The organism is Enterobacter cloacae complex sp. P40C2, from assembly GCF_014930695.1.
GTDB lineage: Bacteria > Pseudomonadota > Gammaproteobacteria > Enterobacterales > Enterobacteriaceae > Enterobacter > Enterobacter pasteurii.
In genome coordinates, this window is sequence record NZ_JADBRP010000001.1 from 690,655 (window position 1) to 707,539 (window position 16,885).

The 16,885-nt window shown below is 56.8% G+C and carries 16 protein-coding genes; 4 read left to right on the plus strand and 12 right to left on the minus strand.

What is annotated here, in order from left to right; translation table 11 throughout:
- Positions 1–8 precede the first annotated feature (8 nt).
- From lolE to lolC, 3 genes are read right to left on the minus strand one after another with little or no spacing between them, the layout of a single operon-like run.
- Positions 9–1,253 carry a lipoprotein-releasing ABC transporter permease subunit LolE gene (gene lolE / locus IM304_RS03325; protein WP_148421714.1) on the minus strand — a complete coding sequence of 415 codons (1,245 nt, stop codon included), beginning with the start codon at positions 1,251–1,253 and terminating at the stop codon, positions 9–11.
- Positions 1,253–1,954, minus strand: coding sequence for a lipoprotein-releasing ABC transporter ATP-binding protein LolD (lolD, locus tag IM304_RS03330; protein WP_148421715.1), 702 nt, complete (start codon positions 1,952–1,954; stop codon positions 1,253–1,255). Before lolD ends, lolE begins: the two co-directional genes overlap by 1 nt.
- Positions 1,947–3,146 carry a lipoprotein-releasing ABC transporter permease subunit LolC gene (gene lolC, locus IM304_RS03335; protein WP_193356285.1) on the minus strand — a complete coding sequence of 400 codons (1,200 nt, stop codon included), beginning with the start codon at positions 3,144–3,146 and terminating at the stop codon, positions 1,947–1,949. The genes lolD and lolC overlap by 8 nt, the downstream gene beginning before the upstream one ends.
- A gap of 255 nt (positions 3,147–3,401) precedes the next feature.
- On the opposite strand from lolC, the gene IM304_RS03340 reads away from it, so the two are divergent.
- The 3 genes from IM304_RS03340 to IM304_RS03350 all read left to right on the plus strand — a co-directional run bounded on the left by IM304_RS03340 (position 3,402) and on the right by IM304_RS03350 (position 9,177).
- The gene (locus IM304_RS03340; protein WP_193356286.1) at positions 3,402–4,475 is read left to right on the plus strand and encodes an acyltransferase family protein; all 1,074 of its coding nucleotides are present in this window, start codon (positions 3,402–3,404) and stop codon (positions 4,473–4,475) included.
- Positions 4,476–4,620: 145 nt separating this feature from the next.
- The gene (gene mfd, locus IM304_RS03345; protein WP_193356287.1) at positions 4,621–8,067 is read left to right on the plus strand and encodes a transcription-repair coupling factor; all 3,447 of its coding nucleotides are present in this window, start codon (positions 4,621–4,623) and stop codon (positions 8,065–8,067) included.
- 144 nt (positions 8,068–8,211) lie between these two features.
- On the plus strand, positions 8,212–9,177 hold the full coding sequence (locus IM304_RS03350) for a L,D-transpeptidase family protein (RefSeq protein WP_193356288.1): 966 nt from the start codon (positions 8,212–8,214) through the stop codon (positions 9,175–9,177).
- Between the two features lie 77 nt (positions 9,178–9,254).
- Here the strand turns inward: IM304_RS03350 and bhsA are convergent, their stop codons facing one another.
- The gene (gene bhsA, locus IM304_RS03355; protein WP_176610618.1) at positions 9,255–9,512 is read right to left on the minus strand and encodes a multiple stress resistance protein BhsA; all 258 of its coding nucleotides are present in this window, start codon (positions 9,510–9,512) and stop codon (positions 9,255–9,257) included.
- A gap of 244 nt (positions 9,513–9,756) precedes the next feature.
- Between bhsA and comR the strand changes: the two genes are divergently transcribed.
- The gene (comR, locus tag IM304_RS03360; protein WP_148421720.1) at positions 9,757–10,392 is read left to right on the plus strand and encodes a TetR family copper-responsive transcriptional repressor ComR; all 636 of its coding nucleotides are present in this window, start codon (positions 9,757–9,759) and stop codon (positions 10,390–10,392) included.
- A 59-nt stretch (positions 10,393–10,451) separates the two neighbouring features.
- Here comR and IM304_RS03365 read toward each other — a convergent pair whose 3' ends face one another.
- The 8 genes from IM304_RS03365 to hinT form a co-directional block, all read right to left on the minus strand.
- Positions 10,452–10,991 carry a glycine zipper 2TM domain-containing protein gene (locus IM304_RS03365; protein WP_148421721.1) on the minus strand — a complete coding sequence of 180 codons (540 nt, stop codon included), beginning with the start codon at positions 10,989–10,991 and terminating at the stop codon, positions 10,452–10,454.
- Positions 10,992–11,185: 194 nt separating this feature from the next.
- A complete protein-coding gene (locus IM304_RS03370) occupies positions 11,186–12,490 on the minus strand; it encodes an NAD(P)/FAD-dependent oxidoreductase (protein WP_148421722.1) in 1,305 nt (434 codons plus the stop codon).
- 236 nt (positions 12,491–12,726) lie between these two features.
- Positions 12,727–13,269, minus strand: a complete 543-nt coding sequence (ycfP, locus tag IM304_RS03375) for an alpha/beta hydrolase YcfP (RefSeq protein ID WP_148421723.1) — start codon at positions 13,267–13,269, stop codon at positions 12,727–12,729.
- Between the two features lie 31 nt (positions 13,270–13,300).
- Positions 13,301–14,326: a beta-N-acetylhexosaminidase gene (gene nagZ, locus IM304_RS03380; RefSeq protein ID WP_148421724.1), complete on the minus strand. Its 1,026-nt coding sequence runs from the start codon at positions 14,324–14,326 to the stop codon at positions 13,301–13,303.
- Positions 14,327–14,337: 11 nt separating this feature from the next.
- On the minus strand, positions 14,338–15,162 hold the full coding sequence (thiK, locus tag IM304_RS03385) for a thiamine kinase (protein WP_193356289.1): 825 nt from the start codon (positions 15,160–15,162) through the stop codon (positions 14,338–14,340).
- A complete protein-coding gene (gene lpoB / locus IM304_RS03390) occupies positions 15,143–15,790 on the minus strand; it encodes a penicillin-binding protein activator LpoB (protein ID WP_148421726.1) in 648 nt (215 codons plus the stop codon). The genes thiK and lpoB overlap by 20 nt, the downstream gene beginning before the upstream one ends.
- Positions 15,791–15,800: 10 nt before the next feature.
- Positions 15,801–16,175, minus strand: a complete 375-nt coding sequence (locus IM304_RS03395) for a YcfL family protein (RefSeq protein ID WP_176610622.1) — start codon at positions 16,173–16,175, stop codon at positions 15,801–15,803.
- 1 nt (position 16,176) lies between these two features.
- Positions 16,177–16,536, minus strand: coding sequence for a purine nucleoside phosphoramidase (gene hinT / locus IM304_RS03400; protein ID WP_006809243.1), 360 nt, complete (start codon positions 16,534–16,536; stop codon positions 16,177–16,179).
- Positions 16,537–16,885: the final 349 nt, after the last annotated feature.

Here is a 16,885-nt window from a genome sequence, read left to right on the forward strand (position 1 = left end):
TGACGAAATTACTGGCCACTTAATACCCTCGCCGGATCGATACGGCTTGCGCGACGCGCCGGATACCAGCTTGCCAGCAGACTCAGTAAAAGTGCCGTAACCAGCACATAAATAACGTCCAGCCAGTGCAGTTCAGACGGCAGGAAGTCAATAAAATAGATATCGCCCGACAGGAACTGATGGCCAATGAGCTTTTCAATCCCGTTGATAATCGGCGTCAGCTGGAGGGAAACCACCACGCCGATCGCCACGCCGCAGAGGCTGCCAAACAGCCCCGCCAGCAAACCGTACCAGACGAAGATGGCGCGGATAAGACCGTCTTTCGCCCCCAGGGTACGCAGCACGGCAATGTCGCCGCTCTTGTCCTTCACCGCCATGACCAGCGTTGAGACGATGTTAAAGCACGCCACACCAATCACCAGCACCATCGCCAGATACATAATTGCGCGGATCATCTGGATATCACGGTACATATAGCCGTAAGTGCCGATCCAGCTTTTGATGTAAACGTAGCTATTGGTCACGCTGCCGGCATCGCGCACCAGCGTGTTGGCGTTAAAGACGTCGTTAACCTTGATGGCAATACCCGTCACGCTGTCGGGCATATCGAGGTACTGCCGCGCATCTTCCAGCGGCACCATCGCAAAGCTATGGTCAAGCTGGCCGCTCAGCTGAAGAATGCCGGTGACGTGCAGACGTACGCGCTTAGGCTGCTGCAATTTGTGGTCAGCGCTGGCGTTCGGGATCATGATCGATACCCAGTCGCCCTGCTTCACCTTCAGCGCATCGGCAACGCCTTTGCCCATGATGATCTGCTGCTCGCCGGCCTTAAAGTTTGCCCATGCGCCATTTTGCACGTAGCGCGGCAGCGCGCTCAGGCGCGCTTCCTGACGCGGATTTACCCCTTTCACCTGAATGGCGCGCAGGTTCACCCCGCTCTCCACCAGCCCGGTAAAGTTAATGTAAGGAGCTGCCGCGGCAATGCCGGGCACGTTTTCCACTTTGTTAAGGGCATCGCTCCAGTCAGACCACGGCTGGTTAACCGGCTCAATTTCACCATGGGGCACAACGGCCAGAATGCGGTTATTCAGCTCACGCTCAAAGCCGTTCATGGCGCTCAGCCCGACGATCAGCACCGCCACGCCAAGGGCAATACCGATGGTAGAGATCACGGAGATAAGCGACACCATTCCGCTACGGCGACGACCGCGGCTGAAGCGTAACCCGATGAGTAACGATAACGGTGAAGCCATTACTCCGCTCCCATCAGGGTCAGTTCTGCATTCAGGTGGCCATCGCGCATTTCCAGCTGACGCCCCATCCGTTTAGCCAGCTGTAGATCGTGGGTTACCACCAGAAACGCGGTGCCCTGCGAGGCGTTCAGCTCGCCGAGAAGCTGGAAAATGCTGTCCGCGTTGCGCGCGTCGAGGTTACCGGTCGGTTCATCCGCCAGCACCAGCCGCGGATTATTGACCAGCGCGCGGGCAATCGCCACGCGCTGACGCTCGCCGCCGGAGAGCTCGGACGGGCGGTGATTACCGCGATGACCAAGCCCTACCGCTTTCAGCATGTCGCTGGCGCGGGCGTTGATCTCTGCCGGCTTCTTTTTACCAATCAGCAGCGGCATCGCCACGTTTTCCAGCGCGGTGAAGTCCGGCAGCAGATGGTGGAACTGGTAGATAAAGCCCAGCTCGCGGTTACGCAACTCGGCTTTCGCCGTAGAGGACATTTTGCTCAACGGCTGGCCGGAGAAGATCACATCGCCTTCGGTTGGCGTGTCCAGCCCGCCCAGCAGGTGCAGCAGCGTACTTTTGCCGGAGCCGGAGCTGCCGACAATCGCCATCATTTCGCCTTCACCCACGCTAAAACTTACATTGTGCAGCACGTCGGTCTGCACGGTGCCTTCCTGATAGCGTTTGGACAGGTTGTCGCACTGCAACAGGATCTTATTCATAACGTAAAGCCTCAGCGGGTTGAGTGGCGGCAGCGCGCCAGGAAGGATAAAGCGTAGAAAGCAGCGCAACGGCCATCGCGGCCAGCGCAATACCGACCACCTGCAGCGGCTCGATAGCCACCGGCAGCGCCGCGCCATCAAGCAGCGCGCCGATAATCGGCATGAGGTTATTCAGCTGGCTGGCCAGCAGCGCGCCCAGCGCCGCGCCCAGCAGCGCGCCGATGATGCCGGCGCTGGCACCCTGGACCATAAACACCGCCATAATCTGGCGCGGCGTCAGCCCCTGGGTTTGCAGAATGGCGACTTCGCCCTGCTTCTCCATCACCATCAGACCCAGCGAGGTGATGATGTTAAAGGCGGCAACGGCCACGATCAGGCTCAGCAGCAGCCCCATCATGTTTTTCTCCATGCGCACGGCCTGGAACAGCTCACCTTTACGCTCGCGCCAGTCCTGCCATTTTGCCCCTTCCGGCAGCGCCTGCTGGCTGAGGGTATCCACCTTCAGCGGCGCGTCCAGCCACAGGCGCCAGCCGGTGATATTGCCCGCCGGATAACGCATCAGACGCGAGGCGTCCTGAATGTTGACCAGCATCTGATAGCCGTCGACTTCGCTGTTCGCCGCAAAGGTGCCAATCACGTTGAACAGGCGCTGGCTCGGCAGGCGCCCCATCGGCGTAAACTGGCTGGCCGAGGGCACCATCACGCGCAGCCGATCGCCACGGTTGACGCCAAGCTGCCCGGCGAGCTGCTCGCCGAGGATCACGTTATATTTGCCTGCCTGCAGGTCGGTTTGTTTCACATTGACCAGGAACGGCGTCAGCGGGTCTTTTTGTGCTGGATCGATACCCAGCATCACCCCCACCGCCACGCTGCGGGCGCTCTGCAGCACCACATCACCCGTCGTGAGCGGCGCAACGCGCGTGACGCCCTGTAACTTCGCCGCGCTTTCCGGCAGCTGCTGTGGGTTAACGGAACCGTTAGTCGAAGAGAGTACGGCCTGCGGCATCAGCCCCAGAATATTGTTTTGCAGCTCGCGCTCGAAGCCATTCATGACGGAAAGCACCGTCACCAGCGCCATCACGCCAAGCGTAATGCCGATGGTTGAAAGCCAGGAGACAAAGCGACCGAAGCGGTCCGCGGCGCGCCCACGCATGTAACGTAAGCCTATGAAGAGTGCGACAGGTTGATACATGAAATCCGTCTGTTTGCTGGTAGCAGACCCACGAGTATATAAGCGAATCCGCTGAGCGTAAATGACTGAAACCGTAAGATTTGGTAATCATTTTTCCGAAAAATTCAGATAAATCATCATGCTACTGGCTGAAGTTGCGCCAGCCAGCCTCCACCTTTTCTGAAAATCGTCCTGATACAGACTGTTACCCGTTACATCAGGTTTTCAATTTACAACAATCGGCCTTTCGTTTATGGCAAAAGGTCTTCACGCACGATGAAACAAAAAGCATTATGGATTAACCAGATAAAGGGGTTGTGCATCTGTCTGGTGGTGATTTACCACTCGGTGATCACCTTTTATCCGCACCTGAACGGCCTTCAGCATCCGTTATCGGGCCTGCTCGCCAAATGCTGGGTCTACTTTAACCTTTACCTTGCTCCGTTCCGTATGCCGGTGTTTTTCTTTATCTCCGGCTATTTAATCCGTCGCTATATTGACGACGTGAACTGGCGGGACAGCCTCGACAAGCGGATCTGGAGCATCGTCTGGGTGCTGACCCTGTGGGGCGTACTGCAATGGCAGGCGCTAACCCATCTGAATGCCTGGCTCGCGCCCGAGCGTGAACTGGCAACATCCTCCAATGCGGCCTACGCCGATTCTGTCTCAGGGTTTGTGCTGGGCATGCTCACGGCCAGCACCAGCCTGTGGTATCTGTACGCTCTGGTGGTCTACTTTACCCTCTGTAAGCTGCTGAGCCGCTGGAAACTGCCGGTGTTAGGGCTTCTGGCGCTGGCAAGCGTCGCGATCAACTTCCTGCCGCTGCCGTGGTGGGGCATGAACAGCGTGGTGCGCAATATGGTCTACTACAGCATCGGCGCATGGTACGGCGCGCAGCTGATGGCATGGATGAAAGGGCTGAATCTGCGCCGCGGCTGGCTGGTGCTTATTGCATCCGGGGCGGTGTCGGTGGTGCTTTGGTTCGCTAACGTCCCGCTGCCGCTCTCTTTGCTGTCGATCGTGGTTATCATGAAGCTCTTCTACAGCGTCGAGCAGCGCTATGCCGTTCACCCCAATAACCTGCTGAACGTCATTGGCTCAAACACCATCGCCATTTATACCACTCACCGTATTTTAATCGAGGCGTTTAGCCTGCTCCTGATTGGCGAAATGAACGCGGCGTACTGGCCGGTGTGGGCTGAGCTGGCGCTGATTCTGGTTTATCCGTTTGTCAGCCTCCTCGTGTGCACCCTGGCTGGGCTGGGGGTTCGCAAGCTATCCACCGCCCTCTTTGGCGATCTTTTCTTCTCCCCTCCCGCGCGTCTTACGCCACAGCCCGCCAGCCGCTAACCTACCCTGCCCCCATCCGGGGGCACTTTTCCTCTTGTGCGGTTACGATTTGCTTATGCAAAACGATCGAGGATAATAAAGACATTGCGTATCAGTGATATGCCCCAATACTGTTGGTATATCCCAAAGAGACTCTGACATAGCCATGCCTGAACACTATCGTTACTCCTTGCCTGTTAAAGCAGGTGACCAACGCCAGCTGGGCGAACTTACAGGCGCGGCCTGCGCCACGCTGGTGGCGGAAATTGCTGAACGACACCCAGGGCCGGTGGTGCTGGTTGCCCCGGACATGCAAAACGCCCTGCGCCTGCACGACGAAATTCGTCAGTTCACCGACAGTCTGGTATTCAGCCTGGCCGACTGGGAAACGCTTCCCTATGACAGTTTCTCCCCGCACCAGGAGATAATCTCCTCGCGCCTGTCGACCCTGTATCAGCTTCCCACCATGCAGCGCGGCGTGCTGATTGTGCCGGTAAATACGCTGATGCAGCGCGTCTGTCCGCACAGCTATCTGCACGGCCATGCGCTGGTGATGAAAAAAGGCCAGCGCCTGTCGCGCGACGCCCTGCGCGTGCAGCTGGACGGTGCCGGTTATCGTCATGTCGACCAGGTAATGGAGCACGGCGAATACGCAACGCGCGGCGCGCTGCTGGATCTCTATCCGATGGGCAGCGACCAGCCGTATCGTCTGGATTTCTTCGATGATGAGATCGACAGCCTTCGCGTGTTCGACGCCGACACCCAGCGCACGCTGGAAGAGGTGGAATCTATTAACCTGCTGCCCGCCCATGAATTCCCGACGGATAAAACCGCCATCGAACTGTTCCGCAGCCAGTGGCGCGACAGGTTCGACGTGAAGCGCGATGCCGAACATATCTATCAGCAGGTCAGCAAAGGGACTCTGCCTGCCGGGATTGAATACTGGCAGCCGCTGTTCTTTAACGAACCCTTGCCTGCGCTGTTCAGCTATTTCCCGGCGAATACGCTGATTGTGAATACCGGTGATATCGACGCCAGCGCCAGTCGCTTTGAAAGCGAGACCCGCGCGCGCTTTGAAAACCGGGGCGTAGACCCGATGCGTCCGCTGCTGCCGCCGGAAATGCTGTGGCTGCGCACCGACGAGCTGAACGCCGAGCTGAAACGCTGGCCGCGCATGCAGCTCAAAACCGATTCCCTTGCGGACAAGTCGGCGAATACCAATCTGGCGTTCAGAACGCTGCCCGATCTTTCCGTGCAGGCGCAGCAGAAAGCGCCGCTGGATAATCTGCGCAAGTTTCTTGAGTCCTTTACCGGACCGGTGGTGTTCTCCGTAGAGAGTGAAGGCCGTCGTGAAGCGCTGGGCGAACTGCTGGGGCGGATTAAGATAGCGCCGAAGCGCATTCTTCGCCTGAGCGAAGCGACAGGCAATGGCCGTTACCTGATGATCGGGGCCGCCGAGCACGGATTCATTGATACGCTCAATAACCTGGCGCTGATTTGCGAAAGCGATCTGCTGGGCGAGCGCGTGGCGCGTCGTCGTCAGGACAGCCGTCGCACCATCAACCCGGACACGCTGATCCGCAACCTGGCCGAGCTGCACCCCGGGCAGCCGATCGTTCACCTGGAGCACGGCGTGGGCCGCTATCAGGGGATGACCACCCTTGAAGCAGGCGGCATCAAAGGTGAATACCTGATGCTGACCTACGCTAACGACGCCAAACTGTACGTGCCGGTGTCGTCCCTGCACCTCATTAGCCGCTACGCCGGGGGCGCGGAAGAGAACGCGCCGCTGCACAAGCTGGGCGGCGACGCCTGGGCCCGCGCGCGGCAGAAGGCGGCGGAAAAAGTGCGCGACGTGGCCGCCGAGCTGCTGGACATTTACGCCCAGCGTGCGGCCAAAGAGGGCTATGCGTTTAAGCATGATAAAGAGCAGTACCAGCTGTTCTGCGACAGCTTCCCGTTTGAAACCACGCCGGACCAGGCTCAGGCCATCAACGCCGTACTGAGCGACATGTGCCAGCCGCTGGCGATGGACCGGCTGGTGTGCGGCGACGTGGGCTTCGGTAAAACGGAAGTGGCGATGCGCGCCGCTTTCCTGGCCGTTGAGAACAACAAGCAGGTGGCCGTGCTGGTGCCCACCACCCTTCTTGCCCAGCAGCACTTTGACAACTTCCGCGACCGCTTCGCCAACTGGCCGGTACGTATTGAGATGCTGTCCCGTTTCCGCAGCGCCAAAGAGCAAACGCAGATCCTGGAGCAGGCCAGCGAAGGCAAAATCGATATTCTGATCGGCACCCACAAGCTGCTGCAAAGCGACGTGAAGTGGAAAGATTTAGGGCTTCTGATCGTCGATGAAGAGCATCGCTTCGGGGTGCGCCATAAAGAGCGCATCAAAGCGATGCGCGCCGACGTCGACATCCTGACCCTGACCGCAACGCCGATCCCGCGTACGCTTAACATGGCAATGAGCGGCATGCGCGATCTGTCGATTATTGCCACCCCACCGGCGCGCCGTCTGGCGGTGAAAACCTTCGTACGCGAGTACGACAATCTGGTGGTACGCGAGGCGATCCTGCGTGAAGTGCTGCGCGGTGGTCAGGTTTATTATCTCTATAACGATGTCGAAAACATCCAGAAAGCCGCCGACAGGCTGGCGGAGCTGGTGCCGGAAGCGCGCATCGCCATTGGCCACGGCCAGATGCGCGAGCGCGAGCTGGAGCGGGTGATGAATGATTTCCACCACCAGCGCTTCAACGTGCTGGTGTGTACCACCATTATCGAGACTGGCATCGATATTCCAACCGCGAACACGATTATTATCGAACGCGCGGATCACTTCGGTCTGGCCCAGCTGCACCAGCTGCGGGGGCGCGTCGGGCGCTCGCACCATCAGGCCTATGCGTGGCTGCTTACGCCGCATCCGAAGGCGATGACCACCGACGCGCAAAAGCGTCTGGAAGCTATCGCCTCGCTCGAAGATCTTGGCGCTGGCTTTGCGCTGGCGACGCACGACCTGGAGATCCGCGGCGCCGGTGAGCTGCTGGGTGAAGATCAGAGCGGCTCTATGGAAACCATCGGTTTCTCGCTGTACATGGAGCTGCTGGAAAATGCCGTCGACGCCCTTAAGGCCGGACGTGAACCGTCTCTGGAAGATCTCACCAGCCAGCAGACCGAAGTGGAGCTGCGCATGCCTTCCCTGCTGCCGGATGATTTCATTCCTGACGTGAACACTCGCCTGTCGTTCTACAAACGCATTGCCAGCGCGAAAAGCGAAGGCGAGCTGGAAGAGATCAAAGTCGAGCTGATCGACCGTTTCGGCATACTGCCCGACCCGGCGCGCAACCTCCTTGATATTGCCCGACTGCGTCAGCAGGCGCAGAAGCTGGGGATCCGCAAGCTTGAAGGCAACGAAAAAGGCGGCGTGATTGAGTTTGCCGAGAAGAACCATGTCGATCCGATGTGGCTGATTGGCCTTCTGCAAAAACAGCCGCAGCATTTCCGACTAGATGGCCCGACGCGCCTGAAATTTACGCAGGATCTGACGGAACGTAAAACCCGCATGGACTGGGTGCGTAACTTTATGCGCCAGCTGGAAGAAAACGCCATCGCCTAAGCCGCTCCCCCGCCAGCGCCCGGCTGGTGGGGGACAATTTACAAACTCTTTGCACTTCGTCCGATCTTCCCGACTATACATTCGCCATAATTATCATTAACCCCTTATAAAACAATAACCTTATCATTTATATGGATTTTGATAATGATGACCTCTTCGCGTTTTACCCGCTGGTTAACCCTGTTTGCGCTGGCCGCAGCGGTTGCCGTTGCGCTCCCCGCCGGAGCCAATACCTGGCCTCTCCCGCCTCCCGGCAGCAACGTGGTGGGGGAAAACCGCTTTCACGTGGTTGAAAACGATGGCGGTTCGCTTGAAGCCATTGCCAAAAAATATAACGTCGGGTTCCTGGCGCTGCTGCAGGCCAACCCGGGCGTTGACCCTTACGTTCCTCGTGCCGGCAGCGTGCTGACTATTCCGCTGCAAACCATTCTGCCGGACGCGCCGCGTCAGGGGATTGTGATAAACCTCGCCGAGCTGCGTCTTTACTATTACCCGCCGGGGAAAAATGAAGTAACCGTCTACCCTATCGGCATCGGCCAGCTGGGGGGCGATACGCTCACGCCGACCATGGTGACCACCGTCTCCGACAAGCGCGCTAATCCAACCTGGACTCCGACGGCAAACATCCGCGCCCGCTATAAGGCGCAGGGTATCGATCTCCCTGCCGTGGTTCCCGCGGGCCCGGATAACCCGATGGGGCACCATGCCATTCGCCTGGCGGCATACGGTGGAGTTTATCTGCTGCACGGAACAAATGCGGATTTCGGGATCGGGATGCGCGTCAGTTCCGGCTGTATTCGCCTGCGTGATGACGACATCAAAACGCTGTACAGCGTGATCTCACCGGGGACGAAAGTGAATATTATCAATACCCCGATTAAGGTGTCTGAAGAGCCGGGCGGCGTCCGTCTGGTAGAGATCCACCAGCCGTTATCGAAAAACATCAACGACGACCCGCAGACGCTGCCTATTAACCTGAATGCGGCGATGGTGAGCTTTAAAACGAATGCGAATACCGATGGCACGGTAATGGAGCGGGCGATGGAGGCACGTTCGGGTATGCCGACTGACGTCACGCGCCATCCCGACGTCGCTCAGCAGTCGCTGTAATCAAGCCATAACGAAAAACGCCCTGCTTATGCAGGGCGTTTTTTATTGCAGTGGCATAACGGAGGGTTGCATTACGCTTATTTGTAGATAACTGCGGTACCGTGCAGGGTGTTAGGACCGGTCACGGAGGTGATGCGGAACGATTTTGCACCCATTGCGTCAGCTTTTTGCGCCAGCTGATCTTCCAGAGAGCCCAGGTTAGTCCCGGCAGTGGCGGAGATGGTACCGACTTTTTGCTGGTCTGCTGGAGTAGATTGCACTTCAACAGCAGCGAAGCTTGCGAAAGAGAGTGAACTCAGAACGGCGGCAGCGATGAGGGTTTTAACGTTTTTCATAATTTATACCTTTGGGCAGATGATGTAGTGGTCGTTAGCTATTTACTTAACGATCGATAGGTAAATCATAGATGTGATCCAGGTCACACGTCAACCCATTTTTATAACGACCATTAAATTAATTTCATTTGCCTTATTTTTCATAAAGATAAAATTAAATTATTTTTCGGAAATCACCGCTGGTGATAGCTGATGTTTATTTTTATAATGATTATTCAACAAAACAACTGAGGACCAACGGCACATGACAACCGACGTCACGAGTTGCGCAAAAAAAAGCCGTGGCCGACCAAAAGTGTTCGACAGGGATGCGGCGCTCGATAAGGCCATGACGCTCTTCTGGCAGCATGGGTATGAAGCCACCTCGCTTTCCGACCTGGTGGAAGCAACCGGCGCAAAAGCCCCTACCCTGTATGCAGAGTTCACCAACAAAGAGGGCCTGTTCCGGGCCGTTCTGGACAGATACATCTCGCGCTTCGCGGCAAAACACGAAGCGCAGCTGTTCTGTGAAGAGAAAACGGTAGAACAGGCGTTGCAGGATTATTTCTGCGCGGTCGCCACCTGCTTTACCAGTAAAGACACCCCGGCGGGCTGTTTTATGATCAACACTTCCGCCACCCTCGCGGCATCGTCAAAAGAGATAGCCAACACGGTTAAATCACGTCATGCGATGCAGGAGGAGACCCTAAGCACGTTTCTGGCACAGCGCCAGCAGCGCGGCGAAATACCGGCGCACTGCCGTCCGCAGGAGCTTGCCCGGTATCTGAGCTGTATTTTGCAGGGTATGTCGATCAGCGCTCGTGAAGGCGCGACGCTTGAAAAGTTACAGAGCATTACGCAGACAACGCTGCGCCTGTGGCCTGAGCTGCTGAAACTCTGAGGCAAAAAAAAGCTCCTCAGCCTGAGCGCATGAGGAGCTAAGTTCAGAGAACATCTTTTTTACACTTTGTTATTCAGTATCAGCTGACCATTCCCGTCCAGTGGGATCTGCGTGCCGGGGTCTCTGTCCATGCGGATTTTGCCCTGCTGATCGCCAATTTTGTAGGTCACGTCGTAACCCAGCATTTTTTCCGATTTGTCATAAACGGTTTTGCAGCGCTGTTGCGTCGTGGTGTAGGTGTCATTTTCCTGCATTGCCCCCTGCACCTGGTTACCGGCATAGCCACCGCCCAGCGCGCCGACAACCGTCGCCACGTCCTTACCGCGTCCACCGCCGAACTGATGACCAATCACCCCACCCGCGACCGCACCCAGCACGGAGCCGGCGATACGGTTTTCATCCTGAACCGGACGACGATGGGTAACAGAAACGTTACGGCACTCCTGACGAGGCGTTTTGATCGTCTCTTTGATGGGAGTAGCGGAAACAACCTGAGCGTACTGCGGGCCACGATCCAGAACGTTGAGACTGGCAACGGCAGCCACACCTAACGCAGCAGCGACGCCAATCCCTATACCCGCCAACATTGATTTATTCACGGGACTTCCTCCTTTGTTGCTATTGAGAGCAAGTTTGCAACGCGGCAAACGCTTCGCCAATAAGATAAAGGATCAAAAACAGGGAGGTTGATAAGGGATATATCGTCTTTAAGAGAACTCTTAGGCACTCAGCGGGAAATGAGCAGCATGATATGCTAAAAACTCCCTCCGGCGGGCCCGGAGGGAGAGAATAATTAGTGCAGCTTCAGACGCGGGCGGATCACGCGGTTGATTCGACCGACCAGCATCATCAAGCCGGTTTTGAAGTAGCCGTGCAGCGCTATCTGGTGCATACGGTACAGAGAAATGTACACGAAGCGTGCGATACGCCCTTCAACCATCATTGAGCCGCGCATCAGGTTGCCCATCAGGCTGCCCACGGTGGAGAAGTTTGAAAGCGATACCAGAGAGCCGTGGTCTTTGTAGACATAGGCTTTCATCGGTTTGCCTTTTATCTGCGCCAGGATGTTATGCAGCACGAGGCTTGCCATCTGGTGTGCAGCCTGAGCGCGCGGTGGCACAAAGCCGCCCTCCGGACGCGCGCAGGAGGCGCAGTCACCGATGGCGAAGATGTCCGGATCGCGCGTGGTTTGCAGCGTCGGCTCCGTCACCAGCTGGTTAATGCGGTTCGTCTCCAGCCCACCGATGTCCTTCATGAAATCAGGCGCTTTGATCCCTGCGGCCCATACCATCAGGTCGGCCTGGATGTATTCCCCGTCTTTGGTGTGCAGGCCGCCCTCGTCCGCGCTGGTGACCATGGTCTGGGTCAGTACGCGCACGCCCAGTTTGGTCAGCTCGTTATGCGCAGCGCCGGAAATGCGCGGCGGCAGCGCAGGCAGAATGCGCTCACCCGCTTCCACCAGCGTGACGTTCAGCGCTTCGTTGGTCAGCCCTTTGTAGCCATAGCTGTGAAGCTGCTTCACCGCGTTGTGCAGTTCGGCCGACAGTTCAACGCCCGTTGCGCCGCCGCCCACGATGGCGATATTGACCTTACCGTTGGCACCCATGTTGCTGGTGTACTTCAGGAACAGGTTAAGCATCTCCTGATGGAAACGACGCGCCTGATGCGGGTTATCCAGGAAGATGCAGTGCTCCTTCACGCCCGGGGTATTGAAGTCGTTAGAGGTGCTGCCCAGCGCCATTACCAGCGTGTCATATGCCAGCTTGCGCTCGGGAACCAGCAGCTCGCCTTTGTCGTCGCGCAGCTCTGCCAGCGTAATGGTTTTGTTTTCACGGTTGATGTCTACCACAGAACCCAGCTGGAACTGGAAATGATGGTTACGCGCATGGGCCAGATAGCTCAGCGCATCAACGCCCTCATCCAGCGAACCGGTCGCCACTTCGTGCAGCAGCGGTTTCCACAGGTGGCTGTGGTTACGATCCACAAGCGTAATTTTGGCTTTCTTGCCGCGGCCCAGCTTTTTACCCAGCTGCGTCGCCAGCTCAAGCCCGCCAGCACCACCGCCGACAATCACTATCTTTTTCAATGGCGTAGTCAACGTGACCCCCTCAAATTATTAACCAATTGTTAATTAAAAGTTATAGAAATAACCCTTAATTAACAACAGGTTACTGCGCTGAAACCATTCAGATTCATTGAGAATAGCACGTCAGGCGCATTGGTCATACCAAAATTGATATGTATCAAGTTTTGATGGTTTAAAAGTAGACAACTCTGACAAAAAAGAGGCCCGGCACGCTTTCACGTACCGGGCCTTTGTCAGGTTCAGGGAGGTCAGCCCAGCGTTTTAAAGGCTTTGATACGCTGCAGGTGCGGCGAAATGTTTTTGAACTTGTGGGTCTGCTCTTCGTCCCAGACAATTTCATAGTAATGATGCAGAAGGTCTGCGGCGCGGGAGCTGTCCAGCGCTTCATCGTTGCGGGAGAGGATCACCAGACAACGGTCGCGGTTCTTTTCACGGAAATTGCTCACGCACTTAGTCGCGATGTCGGCGTACTCTTCCGGGCGATCGATCTTGCCTTCCATGTTCTCGTTCGGGAACAGATTCGGGTTAAAAATGACCTGACGGATATCGCACAAAAAACCGATGCGCTCTGCCCAGTATCCACCAAGCCCGACGCCGCAGATCAGCGGTCGCTCGTCGATATTGAGCTGCAACATTTTGTCCACTTCCTTGAGCAGATGCTGCATGTCATGCTTCGGATGACGCGTGCTGTAACCGATCAGCCGGACATCCGGATCGATAAACTGCAGTTGCAGCACTTTCTCATGATTACCAGGACTGTTTGAGTCAAAACCGTGTAAATAGATGATCATCGTCTCACCACGCTACGCCTTCCGGGATGAATTAAAGGGCCGCTTTATGCGCCTGCCAGCGTTCGTTCAGGGCTTCAAGCTGGGCGTGGACCGTTTTCCAGCGCGCCGAGTCCATCAGCTCCTGACGGCTAAATGAACCTTTATGATACAATTGTGTAACACGCTCAGCATTGATCGGCGACAGGTTATCCAGCACGCTTACCGCACCCTTACGATTATTGCAGACGAGGATCATATCGCAACCCGCATCCAGTGAGGCCTGCCCACGTTCGGCATAGCTGCCCATGATTGCGGCCCCTTCCATGGATAAATCGTCAGAGAAAATCACGCCGTTGAAGCCCAGCTCCTGACGCAGCACGGTTTTCAGCCAGTGCGGAGAGCCGCTGGCCGGACGCGGATCGACCTCGCTGTAGATAACGTGCGCAGGCATGATGGCGTCCAGCCTGTTATCGGTGATCAGCGAGCGGAAAACGGACATATCCTTAGCGCGAATTTCCGCTTCCGGGCGCGGATCGCGCGGGGTTTCTTTATGGGAATCTGCCGTCACCGCGCCGTGACCCGGGAAGTGTTTACCGGTGGTTTTCATCCCCGCATCGTGCATGCCGTCAATGAAGCGCGTCGCCATTGCCAGCGCGATACGCGGATCTTCATGATAAGAACGCTCGCCGATTGCCGCGCTGATATGCCCCACGTCCAGCACCGGGGCGAAGCTGATATCGATATCCATGGCGATCATCTCGCTGGCCATCAGCCAGCCAGCGTCCTGCGCCAGCTTACCGCCCTCTTCGGTGCCCAGCAGCGCAGCAAAAGACTGCGCGGCGGGTAAGCGGGTAAACCCGTCGCGGAAGCGTTGCACGCGGCCGCCTTCCTGATCTACCGCCACCACAAGGTGATTGCGCGAAGCCGCACGGATCTGGCGAACCAGCTCGCGCAGCTGTTCCGGGTCATGATAGTTGCGGGTGAAAAGAATCAGCCCCCCCACCAGCGGGTGCGCCAGAATTTCGCGCTCTTCCGCGTCCAGCTCATACCCTTCAACATCCAACATTACTGGACCCACACCAACCTCTCTTATCCTTTCGTTTGTAACTGACGCCAGGCATCATCTGCCAGCGCCATAAATTGTTTGTCATTCGTCTGCCGGAAGCGCATTTCAAACCAGCCCGCCATCAGCATGAGCACCCACGGACGCCAGCGCGCAACCTGTCGCGCAAGCGTGAGCGCATTCATGTTCGCGTTGCGCGCATAGGCGCTTACCAGCCGCTCGCGCGATGGCGCATCGGGCATCCAGACTGCGGCAAGTTCGAGCGCCACGTCTCCATCTCCGGCATATTCCCAGTCAATCAGCTTTTCACCTGCCGCGGTATGAACGATGTTTCCGGCGTGGATATCCATATGCAGCGGAGCCAGGCGTAGCGGCTGCGGCTCTCCCGCTTTGCGCAGCCGCTTAAGCTGCGCCAGCCACAATGGCGTGCGTCGTTCTGGCGCGGCCTGCTGCCAGTAGCGTTCAAGCAAGGGAAGCAGCATAACCCGCCAGCCCAGACGCGGCTGCCGGTGCAGATGATACAGCATGGCTGCCAGCGTGGGAGCGTCGGGCAGCTCGCTTTTGATCTCACCCGCAATAAACGCCACCGCCATCCAGCCCCTGATAAAGAAATGGGGCTGCGGCGCAAGGTCTGCGGGCAGGCGCTTCAGGGCGCGGAACTGGCGACGAAAATGGAAGGCAGGCGCGGCGGCATCGTGATGCTGGCGTAACACCAGCCGATGCTCTCCGCGCGCAATAATGCAACTCGCGCCGCCAAGCCCGACGGGGGCCTGCGGCGCGATAACACGATACTGAGGGAAATAACGCGTCAGGACATCATTACGCGTGGGCTTACTGTTGCGTAACGGCACCTTTACCTGACCAGATAATTTCGCCGGTCTGAACCAGCATTAGCTGCATCTGCAGCGACGGGGTATTCACGTTACCGGTCGCGTTTGAATAAAGGACATACTGCGCGCCAACGTTGCGGGCGATGCCGATCGCTTTACTGCGCGACCCCAGGCTGTCCTGCGGCGACAGGCCAAGCTGCTGCTTCGCCACCGCCAGCTGCTGAGCCGAAACCAGCGTGAATTTACCGTTGTTCGCCAGCGCGTTACGCAGTGTATCCGTCGCTTCGCTCGCGTTCAGCGAACCGTTGGTGCGGTTATTCACGCTGTCCACCAGCAGCACGCTGCCAGGCGTCACGCCCTGCGCCTGGAGCATTTTGCCCACCATTGGCTGCATGGCGCCATTCCAGTCATAGTGGCGCACGCGCGGCGTCGGCTGTGCGGTGTCGTCCGGATGTTCAATCGGCCCAGGCTGCGCCGGAATGGTCGGTACAGACGGCACGGTTGGCACAGGTTCCGCTGGCGTTGTTGGCTGTTCCGTTCCCGGTTTCGCCTGATCTACAGGTGCAGGTTCTTCAGTTCGCGTCACGCAACCGGCCAGAAAGAGTGCAAACGCACTCAGGAGCGCATAACGGCTCATTGTTTTAATCAAGGTTCACCCCTTACAAATAAAGATAAAGTCTCACCTTATGTGCACCCAGATAGCTGGCGCTACCGTAGAGCGTGACCGACGATCTAGCCGGGATCGTCACGCTGCGCGGCGCTTCAAGCGGGTGCATCTCGAGACCTCTCACGTCATACCAGTAGAAGCGATAATGCACCGTCACTGGCTCCTGCCTTTCGTTATAGAGCGTAGAGGAGGCAGAAGACTGGATTTCGCTTATGGTCAGCGAAGGCTGCTCCGCCGTAATCCCCGCTGCAAGCACCGAGGACTCCATCACCAGCGTCTGTTCATCGCTGACCGGAATAGCAGGACGCGCGCTGCACCCCACTATTACCAGCGTCACGATCAGCGCTGCAATACGCCCAATTAACATATTAAAGACCTTTATGTGCCAGCATCGGTCCCAGTGGACGTCCACCCAGCAGATGCATATGAATATGATAGACTTCCTGCCCGCCATGGCGATTGCAGTTCATGATCAAACGGTATCCGTCTTCAGCAATCCCTTCCTGCTCGGCAATTTTCGCGGCAACCGTAAGCATACGGCCTAACGCCACTTCATGCTCGGTTTTAACGTCATTGACGGTCGGAATCAGAATATTAGGAATAATAAGGATGTGCGTAGGCGCCTGGGGTGAAATATCCCGGAAAGCCGTTACCAGTTCGTCCTGATAGACAATATCCGACGGAATTTCGCGGCGAATAATTTTACTGAAAATCGTTTCTTCAGCCATGACCTTTTCCTTATACGTTTAATCTGGCGTCGTGCGTCCGTTGTTAACACACATTGTCTGTTTAAGTGAGTGACACAACACAAGAGTATGAGCGAGTTTCTCCTGTCCTTTCAACCTTCTCCCGTGATTTCTTTCCTGATTGTCCTCCATCTGGCTGAAGAGCCATCGCTTTAGGACATTTCGCTTCTGAAACCTTATTTCAGTTCATCCCGAAACATCTGTTTACAGCGTTAATCACAATGCGTATATTTCGCATTTGCATTTTCATGCGCATTTTTAACATAGAAAACGACGTCAGCCCGTGCCAGCGGAGCTGTCGCGCACCACCTTCACCATTCATTAAGGGTTT